Source organism: Streptomyces sp. NPDC015661, assembly GCF_043077765.1.
Taxonomy (GTDB): Bacteria; Actinomycetota; Actinomycetes; order Streptomycetales; family Streptomycetaceae; genus Streptomyces.
The window spans coordinates 158355-184270 of record NZ_JBIBST010000015.1 but is presented as its reverse complement, the minus strand read 5'-3'; the positions used below and the strand labels follow the sequence as shown (position 1 = coordinate 184270).

Annotated in this window: 27 protein-coding genes and 1 tRNA gene; 13 read left to right on the top strand and 15 right to left on the bottom strand. The window is 70.9% G+C overall.

The features are described from left to right. The first annotated feature begins 15 nt into the window (after positions 1 to 15). Positions 16 to 231 carry a DUF6243 family protein gene (locus tag ACF07V_RS33485; protein ID WP_392159449.1) on the top strand — a complete coding sequence of 72 codons (216 nt, stop codon included), beginning with the start codon at positions 16 to 18 and terminating at the stop codon, positions 229 to 231. A gap of 182 nt (positions 232 to 413) precedes the next feature. Here the strand turns inward: ACF07V_RS33485 and ACF07V_RS33480 are convergent, their stop codons facing one another. From ACF07V_RS33480 to cseB, 5 genes are all read right to left on the bottom strand, one after another. Further along, positions 414 to 2972, bottom strand: a complete 2559-nt coding sequence (locus ACF07V_RS33480; RefSeq protein WP_392159448.1) for an ABC transporter permease — start codon at positions 2970 to 2972, stop codon at positions 414 to 416. A 74-nt stretch (positions 2973 to 3046) separates the two neighbouring features. Beyond that, complete coding sequence (locus ACF07V_RS33475; protein WP_392159447.1) at positions 3047 to 3820, bottom strand: ABC transporter ATP-binding protein; 774 nt, start codon at positions 3818 to 3820, stop codon at positions 3047 to 3049. A gap of 265 nt (positions 3821 to 4085) precedes the next feature. Then, entirely contained in the window at positions 4086 to 4334 is a 249-nt protein-coding gene (locus ACF07V_RS33470) for a hypothetical protein (RefSeq protein ID WP_392159446.1), read from the bottom strand. A gap of 141 nt (positions 4335 to 4475) precedes the next feature. Further along, positions 4476 to 5945: a sensor histidine kinase gene (locus tag ACF07V_RS33465; protein WP_392159445.1), complete on the bottom strand. Its 1470-nt coding sequence runs from the start codon at positions 5943 to 5945 to the stop codon at positions 4476 to 4478. After that, positions 5942 to 6655 (bottom strand): two-component system response regulator CseB, encoded by a 714-nt coding sequence (gene cseB / locus ACF07V_RS33460; protein ID WP_392159444.1) that lies wholly within the window; start codon positions 6653 to 6655, stop codon positions 5942 to 5944. Before cseB ends, ACF07V_RS33465 begins: the two co-directional genes overlap by 4 nt. Before the next feature lie 427 nt (positions 6656 to 7082). Between cseB and ACF07V_RS33455 the strand changes: the two genes are divergently transcribed. Continuing rightward, positions 7083 to 7523 carry a hypothetical protein gene (locus ACF07V_RS33455; RefSeq protein WP_392159443.1) on the top strand — a complete coding sequence of 147 codons (441 nt, stop codon included), beginning with the start codon at positions 7083 to 7085 and terminating at the stop codon, positions 7521 to 7523. 128 nt (positions 7524 to 7651) lie between these two features. Here the strand turns inward: ACF07V_RS33455 and ACF07V_RS33450 are convergent, their stop codons facing one another. Then, positions 7652 to 8212, bottom strand: a complete 561-nt coding sequence (locus ACF07V_RS33450) for a hypothetical protein (RefSeq protein ID WP_392159442.1) — start codon at positions 8210 to 8212, stop codon at positions 7652 to 7654. 444 nt (positions 8213 to 8656) lie between these two features. On the opposite strand from ACF07V_RS33450, the gene ACF07V_RS33445 reads away from it, so the two are divergent. Continuing rightward, positions 8657 to 9931: a M23 family metallopeptidase gene (locus ACF07V_RS33445; protein WP_392159441.1), complete on the top strand. Its 1275-nt coding sequence runs from the start codon at positions 8657 to 8659 to the stop codon at positions 9929 to 9931. A gap of 412 nt (positions 9932 to 10343) precedes the next feature. Here the strand turns inward: ACF07V_RS33445 and ACF07V_RS33440 are convergent, their stop codons facing one another. The 3 genes from ACF07V_RS33440 to ACF07V_RS33430 form a co-directional block, all read right to left on the bottom strand. Next, positions 10344 to 10790: a DUF2267 domain-containing protein gene (locus tag ACF07V_RS33440; protein WP_392159440.1), complete on the bottom strand. Its 447-nt coding sequence runs from the start codon at positions 10788 to 10790 to the stop codon at positions 10344 to 10346. A gap of 58 nt (positions 10791 to 10848) precedes the next feature. Further along, positions 10849 to 11244: a DUF2267 domain-containing protein gene (locus ACF07V_RS33435; protein ID WP_392159439.1), complete on the bottom strand. Its 396-nt coding sequence runs from the start codon at positions 11242 to 11244 to the stop codon at positions 10849 to 10851. Positions 11245 to 11359: 115 nt separating this feature from the next. Further along, the gene (locus tag ACF07V_RS33430; RefSeq protein WP_392159438.1) at positions 11360 to 11794 is read right to left on the bottom strand and encodes an Hsp20/alpha crystallin family protein; all 435 of its coding nucleotides are present in this window, start codon (positions 11792 to 11794) and stop codon (positions 11360 to 11362) included. Between the two features lie 127 nt (positions 11795 to 11921). Between ACF07V_RS33430 and ACF07V_RS33425 the strand changes: the two genes are divergently transcribed. Further along, entirely contained in the window at positions 11922 to 12584 is a 663-nt protein-coding gene (locus ACF07V_RS33425) for an HSP18 transcriptional regulator (protein WP_392159437.1), read from the top strand. A 388-nt stretch (positions 12585 to 12972) separates the two neighbouring features. Here ACF07V_RS33425 and ACF07V_RS33420 read toward each other — a convergent pair. Beyond that, positions 12973 to 13043 (bottom strand) — tRNA-Gly (locus tag ACF07V_RS33420). Positions 13044 to 13449: 406 nt separating this feature from the next. Here ACF07V_RS33420 and dcd point away from each other — a divergent pair. Further along, positions 13450 to 14025: a dCTP deaminase gene (dcd, locus tag ACF07V_RS33415; protein WP_030690788.1), complete on the top strand. Its 576-nt coding sequence runs from the start codon at positions 13450 to 13452 to the stop codon at positions 14023 to 14025. A gap of 13 nt (positions 14026 to 14038) precedes the next feature. Beyond that, positions 14039 to 14536 (top strand): phosphoribosyltransferase, encoded by a 498-nt coding sequence (locus ACF07V_RS33410; RefSeq protein WP_392159436.1) that lies wholly within the window; start codon positions 14039 to 14041, stop codon positions 14534 to 14536. A gap of 54 nt (positions 14537 to 14590) precedes the next feature. On the opposite strand, the gene ACF07V_RS33405 is transcribed toward ACF07V_RS33410, so the two are convergent. Next, positions 14591 to 15469: a Yip1 family protein gene (locus tag ACF07V_RS33405; RefSeq protein ID WP_392159435.1), complete on the bottom strand. Its 879-nt coding sequence runs from the start codon at positions 15467 to 15469 to the stop codon at positions 14591 to 14593. Between the two features lie 203 nt (positions 15470 to 15672). Between ACF07V_RS33405 and ACF07V_RS33400 the strand changes: the two genes are divergently transcribed. Continuing rightward, positions 15673 to 16299 (top strand): hypothetical protein, encoded by a 627-nt coding sequence (locus ACF07V_RS33400; RefSeq protein WP_392159434.1) that lies wholly within the window; start codon positions 15673 to 15675, stop codon positions 16297 to 16299. An 89-nt stretch (positions 16300 to 16388) separates the two neighbouring features. Here the strand turns inward: ACF07V_RS33400 and ACF07V_RS33395 are convergent, their stop codons facing one another. Beyond that, positions 16389 to 18647: a (Fe-S)-binding protein gene (locus ACF07V_RS33395; protein WP_392159433.1), complete on the bottom strand. Its 2259-nt coding sequence runs from the start codon at positions 18645 to 18647 to the stop codon at positions 16389 to 16391. 107 nt (positions 18648 to 18754) lie between these two features. Further along, on the bottom strand, positions 18755 to 19234 hold the full coding sequence (locus ACF07V_RS33390; RefSeq protein WP_392159432.1) for a sugar transferase: 480 nt from the start codon (positions 19232 to 19234) through the stop codon (positions 18755 to 18757). Positions 19235 to 19462: 228 nt separating this feature from the next. Between ACF07V_RS33390 and dnaK the strand changes: the two genes are divergently transcribed. Genes dnaK through ACF07V_RS33370 form a run of 4 tightly spaced genes read left to right on the top strand, consistent with a single transcriptional unit; the run spans position 19463 to position 23611 of the window. Beyond that, positions 19463 to 21307 carry a molecular chaperone DnaK gene (gene dnaK, locus ACF07V_RS33385; protein WP_392159431.1) on the top strand — a complete coding sequence of 615 codons (1845 nt, stop codon included), beginning with the start codon at positions 19463 to 19465 and terminating at the stop codon, positions 21305 to 21307. Further along, entirely contained in the window at positions 21304 to 21936 is a 633-nt protein-coding gene (gene grpE, locus ACF07V_RS33380) for a nucleotide exchange factor GrpE (RefSeq protein ID WP_392159430.1), read from the top strand. The genes dnaK and grpE overlap by 4 nt, the downstream gene beginning before the upstream one ends. Positions 21937 to 21969: 33 nt before the next feature. Continuing rightward, positions 21970 to 23163: a molecular chaperone DnaJ gene (dnaJ, locus tag ACF07V_RS33375; protein WP_392159429.1), complete on the top strand. Its 1194-nt coding sequence runs from the start codon at positions 21970 to 21972 to the stop codon at positions 23161 to 23163. A gap of 4 nt (positions 23164 to 23167) precedes the next feature. Further along, on the top strand, positions 23168 to 23611 hold the full coding sequence (locus ACF07V_RS33370) for a heat shock protein transcriptional repressor HspR (RefSeq protein WP_392159428.1): 444 nt from the start codon (positions 23168 to 23170) through the stop codon (positions 23609 to 23611). A 111-nt stretch (positions 23612 to 23722) separates the two neighbouring features. On the opposite strand, the gene ACF07V_RS33365 is transcribed toward ACF07V_RS33370, so the two are convergent. Further along, positions 23723 to 24703, bottom strand: coding sequence for a helix-turn-helix transcriptional regulator (locus ACF07V_RS33365; protein ID WP_392159427.1), 981 nt, complete (start codon positions 24701 to 24703; stop codon positions 23723 to 23725). Positions 24704 to 24835: 132 nt separating this feature from the next. On the opposite strand from ACF07V_RS33365, the gene ACF07V_RS33360 reads away from it, so the two are divergent. Together ACF07V_RS33360 and ACF07V_RS33355 are read left to right on the top strand one after the other, a co-directional pair. Continuing rightward, positions 24836 to 25045, top strand: a complete 210-nt coding sequence (locus ACF07V_RS33360) for a hypothetical protein (RefSeq protein ID WP_392159426.1) — start codon at positions 24836 to 24838, stop codon at positions 25043 to 25045. A 7-nt stretch (positions 25046 to 25052) separates the two neighbouring features. Beyond that, positions 25053 to 25370, top strand: a complete 318-nt coding sequence (locus ACF07V_RS33355) for a (2Fe-2S)-binding protein (protein WP_041129982.1) — start codon at positions 25053 to 25055, stop codon at positions 25368 to 25370. A 104-nt stretch (positions 25371 to 25474) separates the two neighbouring features. Here ACF07V_RS33355 and ACF07V_RS33350 read toward each other — a convergent pair whose 3' ends face one another. Continuing rightward, positions 25475 to 25879 (bottom strand): pyridoxamine 5'-phosphate oxidase family protein, encoded by a 405-nt coding sequence (locus ACF07V_RS33350; RefSeq protein WP_392159425.1) that lies wholly within the window; start codon positions 25877 to 25879, stop codon positions 25475 to 25477. Positions 25880 to 25916 lie beyond the last annotated feature (37 nt).

Here is a 25916-nt window from a genome sequence, read left to right as displayed (position 1 = left end):
TGACCGGGAGAACCCGTGACCGACAGCAAGAACATCAACAACCCCGTGGGCCAGGGCGGCGGCCAGCGCAAGAAGCTGTCCCGCGCCGAACGCCAGAACAACGGTCCGCACCGCAACCTCGACCGCCGGGGTGCCGCCGAACAGAAGGCGGAGCTGGTGCGCAAGATGCGCGAGAAGGTGGGCACTGCCGAGGGCGCCGGGCAGACGGGCGACGACGCCGGGCAGAGCTGACGCACCGCCGCCGCGCAGAGCTGACGCACCGCCGCCGCAGGGCGGCACCGCACGGTTGATGCGACGACGAAGCCCCAGGTCACTGACCTGGGGCTTCGTTCACGAGCGGACGACGGGAATCGACCCCGCGCCACGAGCCTGGGATCACCGATGCTCGGACCGTCGCACAGCCGTGCCGGACCTCAGGTGTTCGCGGCCGCCTCCAGAGGGCTCAGGGCGGCTGCCCGGCGAGCGGGGACGGCGGCCGCGGGGACGGCGATCGCGAGGGAGAGCAGGCACACCAGGAGCAGGGTTCCCCAGGGCAGGACCAGGGTGTACTGCTCGATGGCGCCGTTGGCGAGGGAGCCGACGGCCCAGGCGCCGAACAGGCCGCCCGCCAGGCCCAGCAGGGTTCCGAAGCCGGCGACGGTCAGGGCCTCCAGGCGGATCATGCGGCGGACACCGGCGCGGTCCATGCCGAGCGCGCGCAGCGCGCCGATCTCCCGGGTGCGTTCGGCCACCGACATGGCCAGCGTGTTCACGATGCCGAGCGCGCTGATGACGACGCCGATGCCGAGCATGCCGTACATCACGTCCAGCAGGTCGCCCATGGTGCCCGCGGCCTCGCGGACGAGCTGCTCGCGGTCCTGCACCTTGAGCAGGGGGTTGTTGCCGACGGCGGTGCGCAGCCGGTTCTCCAGCGCCGCCGTCGCCGGGCCGTCGGTGCGCAGCAGCACGCGCTGGACGGAGCCGGGCAGGAAGCTGTTCGCCGCGATCTCGGCACGGCTGCCGAGCGCGTCACGGGCGACGGGGTTGTCCTTGTAGACGCCCACGACCCTGTACGTGGTGGACTTCCCCGCGCGGCCCATCTGGACGTTCAGCATGCCGCCGGTGGTCACGCCGTTGTCCCGGGCGAGGGTGGTGGAGACGGCGATCCGGCCCGGTGCCAGGTTCTCCGCGGAGCCGGACACGAAGTCGAGCTTCATGGTGTCGCGCGCGGTGGCGGGGTCGACGCCGGAGATCTGCCGGACACCGCTGCCGGTGAACAGGGTCGAGTCGGTGATGGCGTGCGCGGCGCGTACGCCGGGGGTATGGGCCAGCCGTCGTAGGGCACCGGGGTCGATGCCCGTCGTGGTGGAGCGGGTGCTGACGACGTAGTCGGCGCCGAGCCCGGCCGCTGCCTGGCGGTCGAGGGCCTGTCCGGTGGAGTGCCCGATGACGGCGAGGCCGGTGACGAGGCCGGTGCTGATCAGCAGGGTGGCGGCGGTGGCCGCCGTGCGCCGCGGGTCGCGCAGGGCGTTCTCGCGGGCGAGGCGGCCGGTGACGCCGAAGCGCCCGGTCAGCCGCCCCGTCAGCCGGATCACCGGGGCGGCGAGCAGCGGCGCCAGCACGATCAGGGCGGCGGCGAACAGACCGCAGCCGGCCATCGCGTCGCGCAGGTTCTCCTCCGAGGCGTCCTTCGCGCCGCTGAGCGAGACCAGCCGGCCGGCGCCGAGCACGAGGAGACCGAGGCCCACCGCGCCGCGCAGCCGGAATCGCTGTGCCGGAGGCGGCTGTTCGGCCGTGCGCATCGCCTCCACGGGGGAGGTCCTCGCGGCCCGGCGGGAGGGCAGCCACGCGGCGAGCACGGTGACGCCGACGCCCACGCCGAGCGCCGCCACGACCGGGCGCGGGCCGATCACCAGGGGGCCGCTGGGCAGGGTGCTGTCGCCGCCGAGGAGGCGGGGCAGCACCACGGCGACGCCGAGCCCGAGCAGGAAGCCGGCCGCCGAGGCGGCCAGGCCGACCACCAGGGCCTCCAGGAGGACGGAGCGCGACACCTGGCGGCGCGAGGCGCCGATCGCCCGGAGCAGCGCGGTCTCGCGGGTCCGCCGCTTCACGAGCATGGTGAAGGTGTTGACGATGAGGAACGAGCCGATGAAGAGCGAGACCCCGGCGAAGACCATCGGCACCTTCTCGTAGCCGCGGGTCAGAGTGTCGACCAGGATGGCCTGCTGGGCCGCCTGGGCCTGGCCCGTGGTGGCCTCGGCGCGGTCGGCGGGCAGCACGGCCGTGATCCGGTCGGCGAGTTCGTACGCGGTGGTGCCGGCGGCGGCGGTCAGGTCGATGCCGGTGTAGTGGCCGGGGGCGGCGAACAGCCTCTGGGCGGTGGCCTTGTCGAAGAGGACGAGGGTGCCGCCGGTGGTGACGCGGGAGTCGTCGGTGGTGACGATGCCGACCAGACGCTTGGTCATGACGGGGCCGTCCGTGGCCAGGGTGATCGTGTCGCCGACGTGGAAGCGGCCCGCGGCGGCGGTTCCGCGGTCCACGGCGATCTCGCCGCTGTTCGCGGGGGCGCGGCCCTCGGTCAGCGGATGGCGGCTGTCCTTGCCGTCCTTGCCCGGTACGTACGCGCCGGCCAGGTGGGACCGGGCCTGGTCGGCCCGGAGCGGGCTGCCGTCCGCCGCGTTCAGGGTGGCCGAGCCGTCGGCCGACGGGCGTACGGCGGCGACGCCGGGCACCCGGGCCAGTTCCGTGACGAGCGTGTCGTCGAGCACACCGGTCCGCGATCCGCCGTTCGTACCGGGTTCGGGGGCCTTCTCGGTCACGGTGACGTCGATCCCGGCGAAGTTCTTCGACGCGGCGGCACGGTGGGCGGCGGCGGTGGAGTCCGCGAAGACGAGGGTGCCGCTGACGAACGTGACGCCCAGGCTGACGGCGAGGACGGTCATGGCCAGCCGGGCCTTGTGGGCCAGGAGGTTGCGCAGGGCTGTTCTCAACATGGGGCTTCCGGGCTTTCCGAGGAAGTCGGGGACTTCCGGGGGCGGGAGGTACGGGAGGGGCGGCGGGGCGCGGCTCAGCCGCCGTGGGCGCGGGAGCCCAGGCTCTTCATCAGGTCGAGGACGCGGTCCGGGGTCGGCCGGGCCATCTCCTCGACGAGGCGCCCGTCGGAGAGGCACACGACGCGGTCGGCGTAGCCGGCGGCCACGGGGTCGTGGGTGACCATGACCACGGTCTGGCCCAGCTCGCGCACCGAGTCGCGCAGAAAGCCGAGAACCTCGGCCCCGGCGCGGGAGTCGAGGTTGCCGGTGGGCTCGTCGCCGAAGACGATCGCCGGGCGCGAGGCCAGGGCGCGGGCGATGGCGACGCGCTGCTGCTGGCCGCCGGACAGCTGCGCGGGCCGGTGGCCCAGGCGGTCGGCGAGGCCGACCATGGAGACGACCCGGTCCAGCCAGTCGCGGTCGGGGCGGCGTCCGGCGATGTCCATCGGCAGGGTGATGTTCTCGAGCGCGGTCAGGGTCGGCAGCAGGTTGAAGCCCTGGAAGACGAAGCCGATCCGGTCCCGGCGCAGCCGCGTGAGCTGCCGGTCCCCGAGGCGGGCGAGTTCGGTGGTGCCGACGCGTACCGACCCGGAGGTGGGCGAGTCGAGCCCGGCGGCGCAGTGCATCAGGGTGGACTTGCCGCAGCCCGACGGGCCCATGATCGCGGTGAACTCGCCCTCTCGGAAGGCGATGCTGAGCCGGTCCACGGCGACCACCCGGGTGTCGCCGCTGCCGTAGACCTTCGACAGGTCGGTGGTGGCGGCCGCGATGCCGGTCGTCGGGTGCGGCGGCAGGAGGTCGGCGGTCATGGGGCTCCTCTTCTCGTACGGAAAGCGCACGTGAAGGGTGTCCGGGGAACGTATCGGGGTCCGGGCCGCCGTGTATCGGCGACCGCTCGGGCGTGCGGCAAGGGTGTAGCGGGCACCGGGCGCGCGAAAGGGCCTCCCCGCGGTGTGCGCGCGTCGAGGGCGCGGGCACCGGGGGAGGCCCGGGAGGGGTGCTGCCGTTACCGGCGTCCGGCCTGGGCGGCGACCGAGCGGGCGAGCACGCCGACGGCCAGGAGGGGTGCTGCCGTTACCGGCGCCCGGCCTGGGCGGCGACCGAGCGGGCGAGCACGCCGACGGCCAGGAGGGTCCCGCCGAGGAACAGCCCGATCACGCCGAGCACTCCGGCGGGCTGTCCCGTCTCGCCCGCCGCGGTGTTCGCCGTGAGCCCGCCGATGACGAGCAGCAGGGACAGGACGGCGGTGAGGGCACCGATGCCCAGGGCGCCGCGGGACAGGGCGCCACGGAACAGGGTGGTGGTGCGGACGGACGGGTTCATGGTGGCCTCCTCGAAGTGGGCCCCGCGCCGGGTCGGGTACGGGACGCGATGTCCTTCGAAGGGTGCCGGAGCAACGTATCGGGCCCTGGGCGGCCGTGTATCAGTGCCCGCTCCACCCCGTACCGCCCCCGCGGCCGTCCGTCACGTGGGCAGCCGCAGGGTGGCGACCGCCCCTCCGTCCGGGGCGTTGGACAGCAGCAGTTCGGCCCCGAGGACCCGCGCCTGGCCGAAGGCGATGGTGAGCCCGAGGCCGTGACCCGAGCCGCGTTCCCGGGCACCTGTGTGGAAGCGGCGCGGGCCGTGGAGCAGCAGGTCGGCCGGGAAGCCGGGGCCGTGGTCACGGACGACGACCGTCGGGCCGTCGACGGTGACGCGCACGGGGCCGACGGCGTGGCGGTGCGCGTTGACGACGAGGTTGCCGACGATCCGTTCCAGGCGGCGTGGGTCGGTCTCCACGGTCTGCACGGTCTGCGCGACGCCGTCGGCGGCGACGTCGGCGTCGTCGGAGGCCCTGGCGGCACCGGCGGTATCGGCGGCACCGGCGGCACCGGCGGTATCGGCGGTATCGGCGGCACCGGCGGTATCGGCGGTATCGGCGGCACCGGCGGCCCCGGCGGCCCCGGCGGCACCGGCGGTATCGGCGGCCCCGGCGGCCCCGGCGGCACCGGCGACATCAGCGGCCCCGGTGACCTCGATGACCTCGGCGGCGAGGCCGGTACGGGAGACCGCCTCCATGACCACGGCGCCGAGCGGCACCCGGACGCGGACCGGTTCCTCGGCGCCGGCGTCCAGGCGGGAGATCTCCAGGAGGTCCTCGACGAGGTCACGCAGGTCGCGGACCCGGGCCCGCAGCAGGTCCTCGGTCTCTCCGGGAGGCAGGAGGTCGACGGTGGCGAGCAGTCCTCCGACCGGGGTGCGCAGCTCGTGGGCCACGTCCGCGGTGAACCGGCGCTCGGTGCGCAGCCGTTGGGCGAGGCTGTCGGCCATCCTGTCGACGGTCGCGGCGATGTCCGCGACCTCGTCACGGCCCTTCGTGGGCCCCGAGCGGGCGTCCAGATCCCCGGCGGAGATCCGCCCAGCCGTCTCGGCGACCCTGCTCAGCCGCCGGGAAAGAAGCCCCGCACCGTAGACAGCCAGGGGAACGGCGGCCGCGAGCGCGACGAGCGAGGCGACCGCCATGGCCGCGTCGAGGCGCGAGAGGTTGGCGTGGTCCGGGTTCAGGTTGGTCTGGACGGCGAGGACGGGGCTGCCCGGCCCGCCGGTGCGCTGGGCGGCCCAGACGCTCGGTCCGACGTTTCCCTCGACGTGCCCGTCGTAGACATGGTGCCGTTCGCCGTCGGCCGGGGCGCGCAGCGCGGCGGGCAGCTCGTCGGGGTCGAGCTCGGCGCCGTCCGTGAGGACGCCGGTGCGCCGGTGGACGTCCATGGCCGCGTACAGGGTGTTGAGCGCCCGTGCCTCGCCTCGGCTCCGGATGTCCTGGGCGGTCCACAGGTGTACGAGGACGCCGACCGCCGCGACCACGAGCAGGGCGATCGCCGCGGCGAGCGCGGCGATCTTCCAGCGCAGTGAGGTGCGGCCCGCCCGGAGACTGCGTGGGGAGAACAAGGTCACCGCCGGAACTTGTAGCCGAAGCCCCGGACCGTCTCGATGCGGTCCCGGCCCACCTTGCGGCGCAGCCGTTGCACGCACAGATCGACGACACGGCTGTCCCCGTCCCAGCCGTACTCCCACACGTCCCGCAGGAGGGTGTGGCGCTCCAGCACGATCCCGGGGTGGGCGGCGAACTCCAGAAGGAGCTTGAGCTCGGTCGGGGTCAGCGCCACCGCCCGGCCGGCGAGGAACACCTCCATCCCGGCGGTGTCGATCCTCAGGTCCCCGAACTCCAGCACGTCCCCCTCGGCCGGCGCCGGTCCGTCCGGGGGCACGGGCGCGTACGTGGCGCGCCGCAGCAGCGAACGCATGCGGGCCACGAGGACGTACGTCTCCACCGGTTTGACGACGTAGTCGTCGGCGCCGGCCTCCAGTCCGGCGACCACGTCGAGCCCGTCGCCGCGCGCGGACATCATCAGGACCGGCACGAGACTGGTCTCCCGGACCCGGCGGCACAGCCCGATCCCGTCGAGGCCGGGCAGCATCACGTCGAGGATCAGCAGGTCGAAGTCGTGCTCACGAAAGGCTTCGAGCCCGGCGAGGCCGTCGGCGACCGCCCGCACGTCGTAGCCGTAACGCTCCAGGGCGACGGCGAAGGACCGGCGCATCAGGTCGTCGTCCTCGACAAGGAGCACGCGCGCGGAGGACGCGGGGGAGTCGGGCGAAGACAAGAGGACGGCTCCTGTTCGAGCGGCGGACGGGTGGCCGGCCTCGGCCCACGTCCACAACGTGGGCACAGCCGCGCAACGACCGGAACAATACGGCAGAGAGCGGACAGCTCCCCCTGTCCCCGAAGCCCCTCGACGAGCGGCGCCGTCTCCTGACGCCCCTGAGAAGTCCCAGGTGAGCGCCTGTGCGACCGCCTCGCCGCCGCCGCACGCGGCGCACCGTGCTGCTCCCCTTCGATGCGATCCCGAGCGCTGCCCGACACATTCCGGATACACAGCCGGACGCGCGCGGCGGATCTGCCGCCGTACCCACAGGCCTGGCGCGTCGACATCGACGGCCACGGCGCGAACTCGTGGTGCGTGCCCGACGGGCGGATCGGCGCTCCACTACTTGGTTGCACCGGCCCACGGCGTGCGGTGATATCTCCGCATGAGCAGGATCGCGCAGGTCATCGTGTTGGCCACAGATGCGGACGAGGTCATGGAGCCGCTCACCCGCCCCGACGAATCGCGCAGCTGGAGGGGCGAGTTCACGCCGCTCAACCTGTTCGTCGGTGGCTGGGTCATCGAGTTCTCCAGGCAGTGGACGCGCTCGGGTCTCCTGAAGCACTTGGAATCACTTCCGTGGCCCGATCCCCGGCAGGTACAAGTGCTGATCCATGACGAGGAGGACGACTGCTTCGGTCTGTGGATGATGTACGACGGCGCGCTGGTCGAGGTACCGCTCCCGCATGTCCAGCGATTCCACGCCCCGGCGTCCCCGACCGTCCAGCATGCGCCGAGCCCGGGATTTCTCTGGCGGACGGACGGAGGGGTCGACGTGCCGGCAGGCCTCTCGACCGAGCGCCAGGATCCGCGACCGGCCTGGTAGCGCACGTGCCCGAGCCGCCTCGTCGTCTCACGGCGGACCGGCTGCCACGCAGACCGGTCGGACATCTGCACCGCGACCTCCCGTACGCCGTACTCGGGCGACGCCGGCGACGTCTCGTGCACGGCGACCTACGGTCGTAGCAGGGCGGCCGCTTCACGGGCGGCATCGATGGCCCCGGCGCGGGCGGCTTGCCGGTCGTCGTCGCTGCGGGTGTAGGCGACGGAGATCACCATGTTGCTGCGGCGGAAGACGACCTGGGCGGTGATGGTCTTGCCGGGGACGGGTGGCCGGAAGCGGAGGAAGGCTTCCGTGCCGAGGCCGAGCAGGTCCTCCTGCGTGTTCTTCTCCCAGCCCGGTTCGTCTTCGGCGCGTAGGTCGCGGAAGTCCTCGTGGGCCAGGTCGACATTGAGGCGGCTCGCGAAGAGATGGACGCCGGCCCGGTACTTGCCCTTCTCGCGCGGGGCGGCCCAGGTGCAGGAGGCGACGTCCTTTCGTCCGCCGTACGCCTCGGGCACGAGCCGGTGGATCGTCTCGGGAGTGACGAGTGTGCAGAAGCTCGGGTCGGCGCTGAACTCGCCGTCCTGAGCGCGGTCCCACCACCGCCATGAGGCGATGGACGCGGTCACGACGACGATCAGCAGGGCCGCGCCTATGAGGCCGCGACGTGAGGGTCTGGCGGGTGTGGTCACCGCCGCAGCATAGGGGCGTCGGCCCTGCCGCGATCGGCGTTCTGCCCGCTGATCCGCCGGTGGCCGGAGCCCGGAGCGGAGTCGGCCATCCGGAACACCTGGCTCAGGGCTTCGACCGCGCCACGGCGGAGGCTTTGACGGCGCATGCGCGGGTCGGAGGGATCGCGCGGAGCCTCAGGCGACAGGCCGCAGGGTTCCGTGCGCCTCGGAGGGCGAGTGCGGCGATATGCGTCGGGCCGACAAACAAGCCCCAGGTCTGTGACCTGGGGCTTCGTAGAAGCCGCCCCGCCCGGCGGTCCGGTGCGGCTGGACGGGTGTAGTTCGGCACCCGACTCCGGCGCCGTCCGCCGGGAGCGCCGGTCGGCCGGATTACATGGGCCTGCGCCTCGGCGCGGGGCGTGCCGGTGCCTTCGCGGTCCCGGACCCGACGACTGGAAGAGCACCATGGCAGAGCGCCACCCTCGTCACCGCACCGGCCGCAGCCCGCTACGTCGCGGGCTCGCCGCCGCCGTGCTCGCGGTCGGCATGCTGACGGCTTCGACGGCACCCGGATACGGCACCGGCGCGCCCACGCCGGCGCCGGGTCCCCAGTTCACGCCGCTGACGGCGGCCGTGATGACCGAACCGGCGCCGTTCAGCGCCACGGACGGCAAGACGCACCTCTCGTACGAACTGCTCACCACGAACGCACTGCCCAGCAGCGCACGGGTGCGGCTGGACCGTGTCGAGGTCCGGGACGCCCGCACGCACCGGGTGGTGGGCTCGCTGAGCGGGCAGGCGCTGGCCGACGCCGCCAACCCGGTGGGCGACCCCCTGCCGGGTGCGGACGGGTACACGCCGGCGCCCCCGGGGCCGACGCCGACCGTCATCCCGGGCTCCCAGGAGTGGGTCGTCTGGCTCGACCTGGTCCTCGGCCGCGGTCAGCGGGTGCCCGAGGTCCTCGAACACCACCTCTCGGGTGCCGTCCTCACCGCCTCGGGTGCCTCCCCGTTCGAGGAGACGGTCCAGATCACCCCGACCGACCGCACCGCGCCGCTGAACCTGGACGCGCCGGTCCGCCCCGGCACCTGGTACTCCAGCGAGTCGTGCTGCGGCAACACCCACCACCGGCGCGGCCTCGGTCCGATCAACGGCCGCTTCTACGTGCCGCAGCGCTTCGCGATCGACTGGTACCGGGTCGGTGAGCAGGGACAGACCTGGGAAGGCGACCCCACCCGGCTCACCAGCTACCTGAGCTACCGTCAGCCGGTCGTGGCGGCGGCCGGCGGCAGGGTGGTGGAGGTCCAGGACGGGATCCCGGACAACACGCCTCCCGTCACGCCGCCGGTCCCGCCGATCGACCAGACCGTCGGCAACCACGTCACCGTGGAGGTCGCACCGGGCCGCTACCTGCTCTACGCGCACCTGACGCCCGGCTCGCCCAGGGTCCGGGAAGGCGACCGCGTCGCGCCAGGCCGGGTCCTCGGGCTGATCGGCAACAGCGGCAACTCGACCACGCCGCACCTGCACTTCCAGGTGATGACCACGCCCGAGTTCTTCCCGACCGACAGCCCGCCGTTCACCTTCCGGAAGTTCCGCGTCGTCGGACACGTCGTACCCCGCCTCTGGGACGACAACCTGGGCACCCAGCCCACCGGCGTCCTCCCGATCACGCCCTCGCCGTACGACGGCCCCCACCGCGCGCAGTACCCGCTCGACCGCGAGGTGCTGGAATTCTGACCCGATTCCGGTGACAGCCCGGACAACGACGAAGGCCCTGGTCTCCGACCAGGGCCTTCGTCCAAGAGCGGATGACGGGAATCGAACCCGCGCTACAAGCTTGGGAATCACCCGGCCCTTGGGTGCCCATGTAGCCGTTGACCTGGGGAAACGTCTGCGTGTGGCAGCGCCCGGCAGGTCGCCGCAGATCCCCTGCTGACCGCTGTTCACCGCCGCTACTGGCACGTTGTGGCACGGCTACCTGCGAGCCGGAGCGGACGTACCTCTACTCGCTCGGCAGCCAGCCCGCCCGAAGGATCGCCAAGGAGGGGTGACCCGGCGGTGCAAGAGTCACGAACCGCCCTTCTAGAGCGAGCGGCACGTCACTGGCAGGCCTCGCGGCCCAATGGGTGGCTCCGGGGAGCGGGGGACATCAGGCAGCACGCTGAGGATGCCGGCTGAGTTCTGCCTGGCCGAAGAGGAGCGCGTAGCCATCGGGAAGCTGATGCAGGATGCGGCCGAGGAGGTCGGGACCGGCGAGCCGTGTCACGACAGCGAAGACGGCGCCGGTGTCCCAGCGGGCGATGGCCGGGCTGGTGCCGGTGCGGGTGGCGATGTCCTTGATGAAGCCCCAGCCGGTGAGCTGTTCGGTGGCGGGGATCTGGGCGGTCAGGGCGAGGGCTGCTTCGACGGGCAGGCATTGTGCGAGGTCGACGCGTTCGTCGCCGACGAGCTGCCGTCCGAGGGCGGCGAGGACGGTGCGGACGGCTTCCTCGGCGCGTTTGCGGGTGGGATACGCGCCTTCGTAGCGCACGCGTTCCAGCATCTGCTCGAACGTCATGGCGGGCTGGGCCGGGTTCGCTCGAAGCTGGTCGTACATGGTGCTGCGGTCGCCTTTCTCTTCGAGTCTCTTCGAGGGGTCGGTGCTCGGCCGGCCGTCAGGTGGGCTGGGGGTGGCCGAAGAGGAGGTCGTAGCCGGGTGGGAGCTGGAGCAGGGCTTCGCGGGTGAGGACGTCTCCGGCTGCGGCGGCCACGGTGGACAGGACCGCGCCGATGTCCCACAAGGCCGTCTTTTCGGTGGCGCCCTCGATCCAGGCCGCGGTTGCGCGGACGAAGCGTTCGGGGGAGAGCGGCTCTGCGGCCTGCAGGGGGTTGAGGAGGATCAGGGCGTAGGTCTCGGGAAGGCGGGCGGCGAGTGCCGCTCGCACGGCTCCGACCAGGTGGGCGCCCAGCAGGGCCAGGACCACGCGGGCCGCGCGTTCGGCTTCCTCCCGGGTCTCGTACTCGCCGCGTTCCTGGACGTGGTCCAGAAAGGATTCCCTGCGCATCGACATCTCACGTCACCTCGAGGGGAGGGGCGAAGGAAGGGGAGGGTGCGGAGGACGGGGTGCCGGAGGGGGATGAGGTTCTCCGTCCTCCGCTGCTGGTGCCGGGTGGTTGCCGGGCCGGTCAGCCGGAGATCTGCTTGCGGCCGGAGTCGCCGCCGATCGCGATCTTCCGCGGCTTGGCGCGCTCGGCGATCGGGATCCGCAGGGTCAGGACCCCCGCGTCGTAGTCGGCTTCGATGTGCTCGGTGTCGAGGGTGTCGGCCAGCATGATCTGGCGGGAGAAGACACCGAGGGGCCGCTCGGAGAGCTCCATCTGCACTCCGTCGGACTTCTCCGCGGGCCGGCGCTCGGCCTTGACGGTCAGCATGTTCCGCTCGACGTCGATGTCGATGGCCTCGGTGCTGACACCCGGGAGGTCGAAGGCGATCACGTACGCGTCGCCCTGACGGTAGGCGTCCATCGGCATCACGGACGGCTTCGACCATGTGCCCGACGTGCCCGAAAGCTGCTGAATGATCCGGTCCATCTCGCGGAACGGGTCGGTGCGCATCAACATCGCGAAACACCTCCAGTTGGTTCAGGCAGGAACTGCCAATGCGCTTCAACGTGCTCCCGTTGTAACATGTCATCGAAATGATGACAAGCGTGAAGTCATCTGGAGGATGACAGATTCGGGAGCCGTCATGAACGAGGCCGCGGAGCCGACCACACCCGTCACCTTCCTGGCTGCCGCCGCGGCGCTGGAGACCATCAACCAGGCCGTCAGGGAAGCGCAGCAAGCCTCCACGGGCACATCGGCAGCGCCGTCGGCAGCGGGCGCGGGCCCCCACCCGGCCCTGGCCGCTCTGCTGATGCTGCGCGAGGTCCGCGAGCAGCTGGGCGGCTGGGAAACGGGCCTGATCGAAACCGCCCGCAGCGAGGGCGCCAGCTGGGCCGACCTCGCCGGCCCCCTTGGAGTCGCCAGCCGCCAGGCCGCCGAGCGCCGCTACCTGCGTCTGCGGCCGGGGAAGGCCGGAAGTACGGGCGAGGAGCGCGTTCAGGCCACCCGGGACGCCCGCGCCGCCGACCGCAGCGTGGACGCCTGGGCCCGGGACAACGCCGCCGACCTGCGCCGGCTCGCCGGCCAGATCACCGCCCTCACGGGCCTCGCCGACGACGCCGAGGGCGCCATCGGCGACCTGAACCAGGCCCTCGCCCACAACGACACCGCACGCCTCGTCCGCCCCTTGACCGGCACCCGTGCCCACCTGCGGCCCGAGGACGCCGAGCTTGCCGAGCGCGTCGACGCCATGACCCGACACACCGACCGGCTCCGCCGGGACGCCCGCGACCAGCGCGGCACGTGACCCGCACCCAAGGAGTGATCACCATGGCCGGACGGTTTCCTCCTCGGCGCTGAACGCACTCCTCGCCGGGCGCCGCGCAGCCCAAGGGGCCGGCACCGTCATCCGCCTGGCGGCCCCCCGGCCCCAGCTCCGGCGCCTCCTGGAGATGGCGGGCGCCCGGCCCCTCTTCCCCGTGGACCCGGACCCGCCGCCCGGTCGACGGGCGCGGGGGTAGGCGCTGCCCGACCGGACGCGTCAGCCAACTGCCTTTCAGGGGCGCGAACGGCGCGCGGACAGTTCCTCCGACCTGGGCAATCCTGCGAGTTGGGGCACGCGGAGGGCACGGCGAGGCGAGGGGGATCTAGACAACGAAGAAGGCCCAGGTCACTGACCTGGGCCTTCTCTCAAGAGCGGATGACGGGAATCGAACCCGCGCTATAAGCTTGGGAAGCTCATGTTCTACCATTAAACTACATCCGCAAAGCGGCCGGATGATCCGTGCCGCATCGTTGCACACTGTACCCCATGCGCCACTTGAGGCGAAGCTCATGCCTTCGTCCGTGCGGAGTGCCGCGTGGAGGGCGCCCCCTTCATCCCCTAATGTGTCTGATCGTCCACCACATGTGTAGGGGAAGGGACTTGATGGCTTCGATGGAGCGCACCGTCGTCCGTTGTGCCGAAGGGCATGTGTTCAGTACCGCCTCGTTCCCGCTTCAGCAGCTCGGTGCCGGGCGGATCGGGCCCGGGCGGCTGATCCGCTGTCCGCGCTGTGCGCGGTTGCGGCACGCGGTGCCGGTGGAGGCCGGGCGGCGCTGAGCCGTGAGGTGCGGGGCGCGGGCGGCTGCCGATTGGGGCAGGTCCGCGCCCTCTGCGTATCGTGGGGGGCGTGCTTCTCTCAGACAAGGACATCCGGGCCGAGATCGATGCCGGGCGGGTGCGCATCGACCCGTACGACGAATCCATGGTGCAGCCCTCGAGCATCGACGTGAGGCTTGACCGCTTCTTCCGGGTGTTCGAGAACCACCGCTACCCGCACATCGACCCCGCCGTCGAGCAGCTCGACCTGACGCGCGAGGTGGAGCCGGAGGGCGACGAGGCGTTCATCCTGCACCCGGGCGAGTTCGTGCTCGCCTCGACCTACGAGGTCATCACCCTGCCGGACGACATCGCGTCGCGTCTGGAGGGGAAGAGCTCTCTGGGGCGGCTGGGGCTCGTCACGCACTCCACCGCCGGGTTCATCGACCCCGGTTTCTCCGGGCACGTGACCCTGGAGCTGTCGAACCTCGCCACCCTGCCGATCAAGCTCTGGCCCGGCATGAAGATCGGCCAGCTGTGCATGTTCCGGCTGAGCTCGCCCGCCGAGTTCCCGTACGGGAGCGAGCGGTACGGCTCGCGGTACCAGGGCCAGCGGGGCCCGACGGCCTCCCGCTCCTACATGAACTTCCATCGGACCCAGGTGTGAGGCGGTCGCAGGCATGAGTGAAGTACGCGAGAACCTGACGTACGAGGGCTTCGGCACCGCCATCCGCGAGCTGGCGCAGACCATCGCCGACGACGGCTACGAGCCCGACATCGTGCTCTCCATCGCGCGCGGCGGTGTCTTCGTCGCCGGCGGGCTCGCCTACGCCCTGGACTGCAAGAACATCCACCTGGTGAACGTCGAGTTCTACACCGGCGTCGGGACCACGCTCGAGATGCCCGTCATGCTCGCGCCCGTCCCCAACGCCATCGACTTCAGCGACAAGAAGGTGCTCATCGCCGACGACGTCGCCGACACCGGCAAGACGCTGAAGCTCGTCCACGACTTCTGCGTCGACCACGTCGCCGAGGTCCGCTCCGCCGTCATCTACGAGAAGTCCCACTCCCTCGTGAAGTGCGAGTACGTGTGGAAGAAGACCGACGAGTGGATCAACTTCCCCTGGTCGGTCGAGCCGCCCGTCGTGAAGCGCGAGGGTCAGGTCCTCGACGCCTGAGCCCCCCGGACATGCGAAAGCCCCCACCGCTCGCGGTGGGGGCTTTTCCGTGCGTCAGAGCATGCCCAGCTTGATCAGGCTCAGCAGCGCCACCAGCTGGATCGCCGACGCTCCCAGGGCCTTCGGCCACGGCAGGTCGTGCGAGCGGCTCACCATCACCGTGAACAGCGCGCCCGCCGCCAGCCAGGTCGCCCAGCCGAGGACCTGCACCAGGCCGTTCTCGCCGCCCAGGAAGAGCGCGAAGACCAGGCGCGGCGCGTCCGTGATCGACATGATCAGCATCGACAGGCCGATCGTGGGCTGCCAGGCGCCGTCGCCGCCCAGCTGGCGCGCGAGGGTGTGGGTGACCGCGCCCAGGATCAGACCGCCGAGCACGAAGCCGAGGGCGGTCATCAGGACGTACGGGATCGCCGTCGACAGCGTCGCGTTGATCGCCTCTTCGCGGGCCTTGTCGAAGCCGAAGATCGCGAGGAGCCCGTAGAGGAACGTGACGATCAGCGCCGGTCCCCAGACGGCGTGGTCCCGCATCTGCAGGAACGTGTCCGCCGGGCGGAGCACGATGCCGCTCAGGAGCGCCTTCCACGGGAGCCGGGGGCCCGTCGGTACGGGGGCGGGGGCCGGCCCCGCCTGCCCGTACGGGTCGTCGACGCTGAACATCTGGGTGTGGCCCGGGTTGTTCGCCGCCGCCGCGTGCTGCTGGTGCTGCTGCCCGCCGTACGGCTCGCCGAAGTACTCCGGCTCCCCGTAGGGCTGCTGCCCGTGCTGCCCCTGCTGCCCGTACGACTGCCCGTACGACTGCCCCTGCGGCGGCTGCTGCCACTGCTGCTGCGGGTTGGGCGGCGGGGCCGCGTTGTACCCGTACGGCGCCTGCTGCGGTCGTTGTTGTTGCGGGGGGCGGTTGTCCCGGCCGCGTCCGTTCCTGAATCCAGCCACGTCGTTGAACGTACCCGTTTCCGCTGTGTGCTCGCTCCTCCGCCCGTTCCTTGCCACTGAGCTGTGACATCCCCCAGGGGTGGCGTGGGTCGTGACGCGGTCGTGGGGGAGGCGCCGGAGCGCTGTTACAAATCCGACGTATCACCTCAATGTCGTACTCGTAGCTTCGGAGATGTCAGCGACCCGAGCAAGGAGCTCTTCCGATGCGTGCCACCCGTCGTTCCGTCCGTACCGCCGCCGTCGCCACCGGGGCCGCCACCGCGCTCCTCCTGCCGGCCGCCGGGGCCGCCTTCGCCGCCGATTCCCCGGCCCCGACCGCGGGCGACCAGGCGGCGAGCGACCGGACGGCGACCGGCCCGGCCGTGAGTGACCAGCCGGTCTTCTGGTGGAACGTCGACCTCGCCGACGGCTCCCTCGCCAGGGTCTACCAGGACGGGCCCGGCCGCTTCTCCGCCGAGATCTACGGCGGCGGCTCCCTGATCGACACCCTCGTCAGCAGCGACGGCAAGCCCGCGTACGGGGAGAACAACGGGCTCCACGTCGTCCTCCGGCCCGACGGCACCGTCTCCTCCTGGCTGGACAAGGGACCCGCCCCGAAGCCCACCCCGAAGCCGAAGCCGAAGCCCGCTCCCAAGCCGGCCCCGAAGCTCAAGCCCGCCCCCAAGAAGCAGGTCCCCGTCAACACCACCAAGGTCGTCAAGCTGCCCGACGGGCACACCGCCACCTTCTTCGCCGGCAAGGACGGGCGGCCCTACGTCAAGATCTCCGTCCCCGGCGGCAAGAGCTGGACCTACAACTTCCACGGGACCCTCGTCTCCCAGCACCGCTGAGGCACACGCGAAAGGGCCGCCCCCGCGCTTCGGAAGCGCGGGGGCGGCCCTTTCCCATGCCGGTCACATGTCCGGTCACCCGTCCGGGGTCAGACGGCCGGCTCCGGCTCCTCCGCCGCGGCCTCCGGCTCCGGGTCGACCGGGGCCTTCACCGAGTCCAGGAGCAGCTGCGCCACGTCCACGACCGTGACGGACTCCTTGGCCTTGCCCTCGTTCTTCTTGCCGTTCACGGAGTCCGTGAGCATGACGAGGCAGAACGGGCAGGCGGTGGAGACGATGTCCGGGTTGAGGGACAGGGCCTCGTCGACGCGCTCGTTGTTGATGCGCTTGCCGATCCGCTCCTCCATCCACATCCGGGCACCACCGGCGCCGCAGCAGAAGCCGCGCTCCTTGTGGCGGTGCATCTCCTGCTGGCGCAGGCCGGGGACGGCGGACATGATCTCGCGCGGCGGCGTGTAGACCTTGTTGTGCCGGCCCAGGTAGCAGGGGTCGTGGTAGGTGATGAGGCCCTCGACCGGGGTCACCGGGATCAGCTTGCCCTCGTCGATGAGGTGCTGGAGCAGCTGGGTGTGGTGGATGACCTCGTACTCGCCGCCGAGCTGCGGGTACTCGTTGGCGATGGTGTTGAAGCAGTGCGGGCAGGTCGAGACGATCTTCTTCGCCGACTTCGGCTTCTTGGTCGTCTCGTCCTCGTCGTCCTCGCCGAACGCCATGTTCAGCATGGCGACGTTCTCCTGGCCGAGCTGCTGGAAGAGCGGCTCGTTGCCCAGGCGGCGCGGGGAGTCACCGGTGCACTTCTCCTCGCCGCCCATGATCGCGAACTTGACGCCCGCGATGTGGAGCAGCTCGGCGAAGGCCTTGGTGGTCTTCTTGGCGCGGTCCTCGAGGGCGCCGGCGCAGCCGACCCAGTAGAGGTAGTCGACCTCGGTGAGGTCCTCGACGTCCTTGCCGACGATCGGGACCTCGAAGTCGACCTCCTTGGTCCACTCGACGCGCTGCTTCTTCGCCAGGCCCCAGGGGTTGCCCTTCTTCTCCAGGTTCTTGAGCATCGTGCCCGCCTCGGACGGGAACGCGGACTCGATCATCACCTGGTAGCGGCGCATGTCGACGATGTGGTCGATGTGCTCGATGTCGACCGGGCACTGCTCGACGCAGGCGCCGCAGGTGGTGCAGGACCACAGGACGTCGGGGTCGATGACGCCGTTCTCCTCGGCGGTGCCGATGAGGGGGCGCTCGGCCTCGGCGAGGGCGGCGGCGGGGACGTCCTTGAGCTGCTCCTCGGACGCCTTCTCGTTGCCCTCCATGTCCTTGCCGCCGCCCGCGAGCAGGTACGGCGCCTTGGCGTGCGCGTGGTCGCGCAGCGACATGATGAGGAGCTTCGGGGAGAGCGGCTTGCCGGTGTTCCAGGCGGGGCACTGCGACTGGCAGCGGCCGCACTCGGTGCAGGTGGAGAAGTCGAGGATGCCCTTCCAGGAGAACTGCTCGACCTGGGAGACACCGAAGACGGCGTCCTCGGCCGGGTCCTCCCAGTCGATCTCCTTGCCGCCGGTGGTCATCGGCTGGAGCGCGCCCAGGGCGGTGGAGCCGTCGGCGTTGCGCTTGAACCAGATGTTCGGGAAGCCGAGGAAGCGGTGCCAGGCCACACCCATGTTGGTGTTGAGCGAGACCGTGATCATCCAGGTGAAGGACGTGACGATCTTGAGGCACGCGAAGAAGTAGGTGAGGTACTGGATCGTGCTCAGGTCCAGGCCGTCCAGGAGCGCGATCAGCGGGTACGAGGCGAAGAAGCCCGGCTCCCAGCTCGTCACGTGGTGCTGGACGCCTTCGAGGGCGCGGAGCGTCATGATGCAGACGCCGACGATCAGGATGACGGCCTCGACGAAGTACGCCTGGCCGGTCTTGGAGCCGGCGAAGCGGGACTTGCGGCCGGCCCTGGTCGGCTTGCTCAGCTGGCGGATGACGATGAGGGTCACGATGCCGAGGACCGTCATCAGGCCGAGGAACTCGGTGAAGATCTCGTACGGCAGCCAGTCGCCGATGATCGGGATCAGCCAGTCGGCCTGGAAGAGCTGGCCGAAGGCGTTGACGATCGTGAGGAGCAGCGAGAAGAAGCCCACCGCGACGAACCAGTGCGCGAAGCCGACGATGCCCCAGCGGTTCATGCGCGTGTGGCCGAGGAATTCCTTGACCAGCGTGATGGTGCGCTGCTTGGGGTCACCGGTGCGTGTACCGGCGGGCACCGGCTGACCGAGCCGCACGAAGCGGTAGATCTGCACGGTGGCGCGGCCGAACAGCGCGACGGCCACCACCGTGATGGCGATCGACACGATGATCGCGGCGAGTTGCATGACGGGCTCCTCGGGCGGGCCTACTAAGCGGTAACTTATTGAGTTCCTGCTGAGATTACCCGGTCACGGCGCCGCGCTGTAGCGGCGCTCGCGGTGATATGTGTCGCTCAGGCAAACCTTGCCGCGCGACGCCTGCGTACAGCTGGAAGCGTACGCGCAAGGATCAGCAGATCCATCCCCAGCCAGTGGTGGTCCACATAGTGGAGATCGAGCAGCTCGCGCTCCTCCCACGGCAGGTCCGATCGGCCGCTGATCTGCCACGGTCCGGTCAGTCCCGGGCGTACGGAGAGCCGGCGGCGGCCCTCGCCCGCGCACTCGCGGTGGGCCGGGGTCAGTGGGCACGGTCCGACGAGCGACATCCGGCCCGCGATCACGTGCAGCAGCAGCGGCAGGGCGGCCAGCGGGCTCTTCGTGCGGAAGGTCAGCATCGTGAAGGGCCGCCCCTCCAGGCCGGCCACCGTCCGGCGGCGCAGGACCGTGCCGCTGCCGCCGAGGGTGACGGACAGCGCGGTCCAGGCGATCAGGGGCGAGAGCGCGAGGAGCAGGGCGAGCCCGCCCGCCACGTCGAACGCGCGCTTCGCCGTCATGCGCTCACACCCTTCGGCGGGAATCCTGGTTCCCGGAATCCCCGGACATGTCCTGACTATGTCCGGACCCTCTCATGCGAACCTGGTCAAAGAGGGGAGCGGCACGCCCTTTGAGTGGAGCGGCCGACGAAGAGTTGAGTCGCCTCCACTCAGGTCTGTTGACGCAGGCGACCTCCTCGTGCATCCTTGAGTCAGTTCCACTCAAGTCAGTCAGCTGGAGGAATCGAAATGGCACGTGCGGTCGGCATCGACCTGGGCACGACTAACTCCGTCGTCAGCGTTCTGGAAGGCGGCGAGCCCACCGTCATCACCAACGCCGAGGGCGCCAGGACCACGCCGTCCGTCGTCGCCTTCGCGAAGAACGGCGAGGTGCTCGTCGGCGAGGTGGCCAAGCGCCAGGCCGTCACCAACGTCGACAGGACCATCCGGTCGGTCAAGCGCCACATGGGCACCGACTGGAAGATCGACATCGACGGCAAGAGCTTCAACCCGCAGCAGATGAGCGCCTTCATCCTGCAGAAGCTCAAGCGCGACGCCGAGGCGTACCTGGGCGAGAAGGTCGTCGACGCGGTCATCACCGTCCCGGCGTACTTCAACGACTCCGAGCGTCAGGCCACCAAGGAGGCCGGTGAGATCGCGGGCCTCAACGTCCTGCGCATCGTCAACGAGCCGACCGCGGCCGCCCTGGCGTACGGCCTCGACAAGGACGACCAGACGATCCTCGTCTTCGACCTCGGTGGCGGCACCTTCGACGTGTCCCTCCTGGAGATCGGCGACGGCGTCGTCGAGGTGAAGGCCACCAACGGTGACAACCACCTCGGTGGTGACGACTGGGACCAGCGCGTCGTCGACTACCTGGTGACGCAGTTCCAGAACGGTCACGGCGTGGACCTGGCCAAGGACAAGATGGCTCTCCAGCGTCTCCGCGAGGCCGCGGAGAAGGCGAAGATCGAGCTCTCGTCCTCGACCGAGACCTCGATCAACCTGCCCTACATCACGGCCTCCGCCGAGGGCCCGCTGCACCTGGACGAGAAGCTCACGCGCGCCCAGTTCCAGCAGCTCACCTCGGACCTGCTCGACCGCTGCAAGGTGCCGTTCCACAACGTCATCAAGGACGCGGGCATCCAGCTCTCCGAGATCGACCACGTCGTCCTCGTCGGTGGCTCGACCCGCATGCCGGCCGTCGCCGAGCTCGTCAAGGAGCTGACCGGCGGTCAGGACGCCAACAAGGGCGTCAACCCGGACGAGGTCGTCGCCATCGGCGCCGCGCTCCAGGCCGGTGTCCTCAAGGGTGAGGTCAAGGACGTCCTGCTCCTCGACGTGACCCCGCTGTCCCTCGGCATCGAGACCAAGGGCGGCATCATGACCAAGCTCATCGAGCGCAACACCACGATCCCGACCAAGCGGTCCGAGATCTTCACGACGGCCGAGGACAACCAGCCGTCCGTGCAGATCCAGGTCTACCAGGGCGAGCGCGAGATCGCGGCGTACAACAAGAAGCTCGGCATGTTCGAGCTGACCGGTCTGCCGCCGGCCCCGCGTGGCGTCCCGCAGATCGAGGTCGCCTTCGACATCGACGCCAACGGCATCATGCACGTGACCGCGAAGGACCTGGGCACGGGCAAGGAGCAGAAGATGACCGTCACCGGCGGCTCCTCGCTGCCGAAGGACGAGGTCGACCGGATGCGCCAGGAGGCCGAGCAGTACGCGGACGAGGACCACCGCCGCCGCGAGGCCGCCGAGTCCCGCAACCAGGGTGAGCAGCTCGTCTACCAGACGGAGAAGTTCATCAAGGACAACGAGGACAAGCTCCCCGGTGACGTCAAGGCCGAGGTCGAGGCCGCGCTCGTCGAGCTGAAGGAGAAGCTCAAGGGCGAGGACACCGCCGAGATCCGCACCGCCACCGAGAAGGTCGCGGCCGTCTCGCAGAAGCTCGGCCAGGCGCTGTACGCCGACGCCCAGGGCGCCCAGGCCGCCGGCGGCGCCGAGGGTGGCGCGCAGGCCAAGGCCGACGACGACGTGGTCGACGCCGAGATCATCGACGACGAGCCCCAGAAGGGCGGCCAGGCGTGACCGAGGAGACCCCGGGCTTCGAGGAGAAGCCCGACGTCCCCTCCGGCGCCACCGCTGACGACGCCGCCGAGGCCGTCGAGTCCGAGGAGGACTCGACGGCCCCGGCCGGGGACGCTACGGACGTAGCCCTGCTGGCGCAGCTGGACCAGGCCCGCACCGCGCTCACCGAGCGCACCGCGGACCTCCAGCGGCTCCAGGCCGAGTACCAGAACTACCGCCGCCGCGTGGAGCGGGACCGGGTCACGGTCAAGGAGATCGCCGTCGCGAGCCTCCTGTCCGAGCTCCTTCCCGTGCTCGACGACGTGGGCCGGGCCCGGGACCACGGCGAGCTCGTGGGCGGGTTCAAGTCGGTGGCCGAATCGCTGGAGACCGTCGTCGCCAAGATGGGTCTGCAGCAGTTCGGCAAGGAGGGCGAGCCCTTCGACCCGACGATCCACGAGGCCCTGATGCACTCGTACGCGCCGGACGTCACCGAGACGACCTGCGTGGCGATCCTGCAGCCGGGGTACCGGATCGGCGAGCGGACCATCCGGCCCGCCCGCGTGGCCGTCGCCGAGCCCCAGCCCGGGGCGCAGGCGAAGGCCGAGGAGTCGGAAGACCCCAACAAGTCCGAGAAGGACAGCGAGTAACAGCCGTACCCGGAAGCGGGAGGAGGGACGTCGATGAATACGAAGGACTTCGTCGAGAAGGACTACTACAAGGTTCTCGGCGTCCCCAAGGACGCCACCGAGGCCGAGATCAAGAAGGCGTACCGGAAGCTCGCCCGCGAGAACCATCCGGACGCCAACAAGGGTGACGCGAGCGCCGAGGCGCGCTTCAAGGAGATCTCCGAGGCGAACGACGTCATCGGCGACCCCAAGAAGCGCAAGGAGTACGACGACGCCCGCGCCCTCTTCGGGAACGGCGCCCTCTTTGGTCAGGGGGGCAGGGCCGGCGGCCCCGGAGGCGGCGGCTCGTTCAACTTCGACCTGGGCGACCTCTTCGGAGGCGCCCAGGGCGGGGCGGGCGGCGGCGGATTCGGCGGTGGTGGCGGCATCGGGGACGTCTTCGGCGGCCTGTTCAACCGCGGCGGGGGCGCCACGCGCACCCAGCCGCGGCGGGGCCAGGACATCGAGTCCGAGGTGACGCTCAGCTTCACCGAGGCCATCGAGGGCGCGACCGTACCGCTGCGGATGTCCAGCCAGCAGCCGTGCGCGGCGTGCTCGGGCACCGGCGACAAGAACGGCACGCCCCGGGTGTGCCCGACCTGCGTCGGCACCGGGCAGGTCTCGCGCGGCGGCAGCGGCTCGTTCTCGCTCACCGACCCCTGCGTGGACTGCAAGGGCCGCGGCCTGATCGCCGAGAACCCCTGCGAGGTCTGCAAGGGCAGCGGCCGGGCCAAGTCCTCCCGGACCATGCAGGTCCGCATCCCCGCGGGCGTCAGCGACAGCCAGAAGATCCGTCTCCGCGGCAAGGGAGCGCCGGGCGAGCGCGGCGGGCAGAACGGCGACCTGTACGTCGTCGTGCACGTCGACGACCACCCGGTCTTCGGCCGCAAGGACGACAACCTCACCGTCACGGTGCCGGTCTCCTTCTCGGAGGCGGCGCTCGGCGGCGAGATCAAGGTGCCGACCCTCGGCGGCCCCGCGGTCACCCTCAAGCTGCCCGCGGGCACCCCGAACGGCAGGACCATGCGCGCCCGGGGCAAGGGCGCGGTCCGCAAGGACGGCACGCGCGGCGACCTCCTCGTGACGGTCGAGGTGGCGGTGCCGAAGGAGCTGGACGACAAGGCACGCGAGGCCCTGGAGACCTTCCGCGAGGCGACCGCCTCGGAGGACCCGCGGGCCGAGCTGTTCCAGGCCGCGAAGGGAGCGTGACCCGGTGGAAGGGCGCCGACGCAATCCGTACGAACTGACCGACGAGTCGCCGGTGTACGTCATCTCGGTGGCGGCCCAGCTCTCCGGTCTGCACCCGCAGACCCTCCGGCAGTACGACCGTCTCGGCCTGGTCTCCCCGGACCGCACGGCCGGACGAGGCCGCCGCTACTCGGCCCGTGACATCGAGCTGCTGCGCACCGTCCAGCAGCTGTCGCAGGACGAGGGCATCAACCTGGCCGGAATCAAGCGGATCATCGAACTGGAGAACCAGGTCGCGGCGCTCCAGGCACGTGTGTCCGAGCTGTCGGCGGCGGTCGAGGGCGCGGCGGCGACGCTGCGCCAGCGCGAGGCCCAGGTGCACGCCTCGTACCGCCGGGACCTGGTGCCGTACACCGACGTGCAGCAGGCGAGCGCCCTCGTGGTGTGGCGGCCGAAGCGCGGCGAGTAGCTCCCGTATCAGGCACGGAGGCCCCCTTCACCGATGGTGGAGGGGGCCTCTGCCGTTGTCCGGGACCGTTCAGCCGTCCCGGTGGCCCGCTGTCCCGGTGTCCCGGACCGCTCAGCTGTCCCGTTCGAGGATCCCGGACTGGGCGATCAGATAGCCGAGCTGCGCCCGGCTCCCGCTGCCGAGGGCGGCGGCGAGCTTGGCGATGTGCGCCCGGCAGGTCCGCACGTTCATCCCGAGCCGGCGGGCGATGGCCTCGTCGACGTGTCCCTCGACGAGGAGCTTGGCGATGGAGCGCTGGACGCCGCCGATGCCGTCCGTCTTGATGTCGTACGGGATCTCCTCCCGTATCGGCACCGCCAGCTGCCAGAACTGGTCGAAGACGCCGCCGAGGTAGGCGACCAGGCCTGGGTGGCGCAGCTCCAGGGCGACCTGGCGGTCGCTGCGGGCCGGGATGAAGGCGACCTCGCGGTCGACGATGATCAGCCGGTCGATGATCTCTTCGAGGGTGCGGACCTGGACCTCGGGCCCGACGTGCTCCAGATAGGTCAGCGTGAGCTCGGTGTGGCGCGCGGTGTGCTGGTAGAGGGTCCGCATGCTGATGCCGCGCCCCAGGAGCGGGGAGACGCGGTCCAGGGCCTCGCTGAGGGCCTGCGCGGGGCGGCCGCCGCCCGGCTGGACGGTGAGGAGCTCGCTGCGGCAGTTGGCCACGACGCGGTCGAGGGTCGAGTTGATGCGGTCGATGCCCTCGAGCACGGTGATGGCGTGTGTGGTGGGTGAGTCGTGGGCGCTGATGGCCATGAACGGCTCGAAAGCGTCCGACAGGGCGACGGTGCGCCGGCGGCGGTCGAGTATTTCCCGTTCGATCGGCTGGAGCAGCTGGGCGAGCGCGGCGGAGGGGGGAACCGGACGGAGCCACTGCGCGTCGTCGGGGTCGGGGTGGAGCAGCGAGAGGTCGAGGAGGCACGGTGCCTCGACCGCCTCTGACCGGGGTATTCGCCCGGTCCGCAGAGCGGCCGCGTACAGCTCGGCGCCCGCTTCGCACAGTTCGGCGTGCGAATGAGGGTGACCTGTTTCGTCCGCTTGTTTCCGCATATGTACACCCCCAGGCTCCTGCATCTCAGGAACATGATGCCTGGGTTTGGTGGTGCAGGCGCAGAGAGTAAGCCATCGTCTTACTCGCGGGGGTTGGAAGTAGACGTTGCCTTCAAGTGAGGTTGCTCGGTGATGATGAAGAAGCTCATACGCGCGGCGGCCGGAGTCGCCTTCATCGCGGCCGCCACAGTGGGCGCGGGAGTGGCCCTCGACCCGGGCTGGCACTCGGAGCCCGCGCAGGTGCAGGCCGCTCAGCTCGACCCGGGTTGGCACCTGACCGGGTCCACGCTCGTCGATGACCCGGGCTGGAGCGTGGCCCCCGCGGACCCCGGCTGGAGCTAGTCGGGACATGAATGTGCCCGATGACCCCAGGTTCCGCCGGGAGATGGCCTCGGCCTATCGCTCCGGCTGGCACTTCGTCGATCTCGCCACGGCCATCCCCCACCGTGGTGACTCGCTGAAGGTCACGCTCTTCGGAGAGCCGATCGTCGTCGCCCGCGAACAGGACGAAGACGTCCGCGCGTACCGCTGTCTGCGCCGTCCCCGCGGCGCGCCGCAGCCCATCCGCTGTGCCATCCGGTACGGCATGATCTTCGTCAATCTCGATCAGCGGGACCACCAGCTGATCGAACCAGAGGCCATCACCGCCACCCCCCGCAGTGCCTGAGCGATTCCCCCGTCGTTGTAGATCGCTCCGGCACTTCCCCCACACAGCGGCGCCATCGCGGACCTGAAACGCGATGGCGCCGCTGTGCGTCTGCGTGTCCGCGGTCAGGCGCGGCCCATCGCCCGGGTGAGGGCGATCTCGATGACGACCCGGTCCGGGTTCGGGGCCGGCGTCCGGCCGTACCGCTCGGCGTAGCGGGCGACGGCGTCCGCGACGACCTCCTCCTCCGTACGGATGCGGGCGACGCCCTCCAGGGTGGCCCAGCGCCCCTTGTCGACCTGGCAGACCGCGACCCGCGCGCCGTCCGCGCCCGCCGCCAGGACGTTGGCGACCTTCCGGCTGTTCTTGTTGGTGATCACGCGCGCGTACCCGCCCTCGGGGTCGTACGTGACGCCGACCGCGACGACGTGCGGTGTGCCGTCCGGGCGCGGGGTGGTCAGGGTGCACATGTGGTACTCGCGCCAGAAGCTCAGGTACGAGTCGGAGGGGTTCCTCGGGTCTGTGGCCATGCCCGGAAACTACCTGCGGCAGGACTCCCTCCGATAC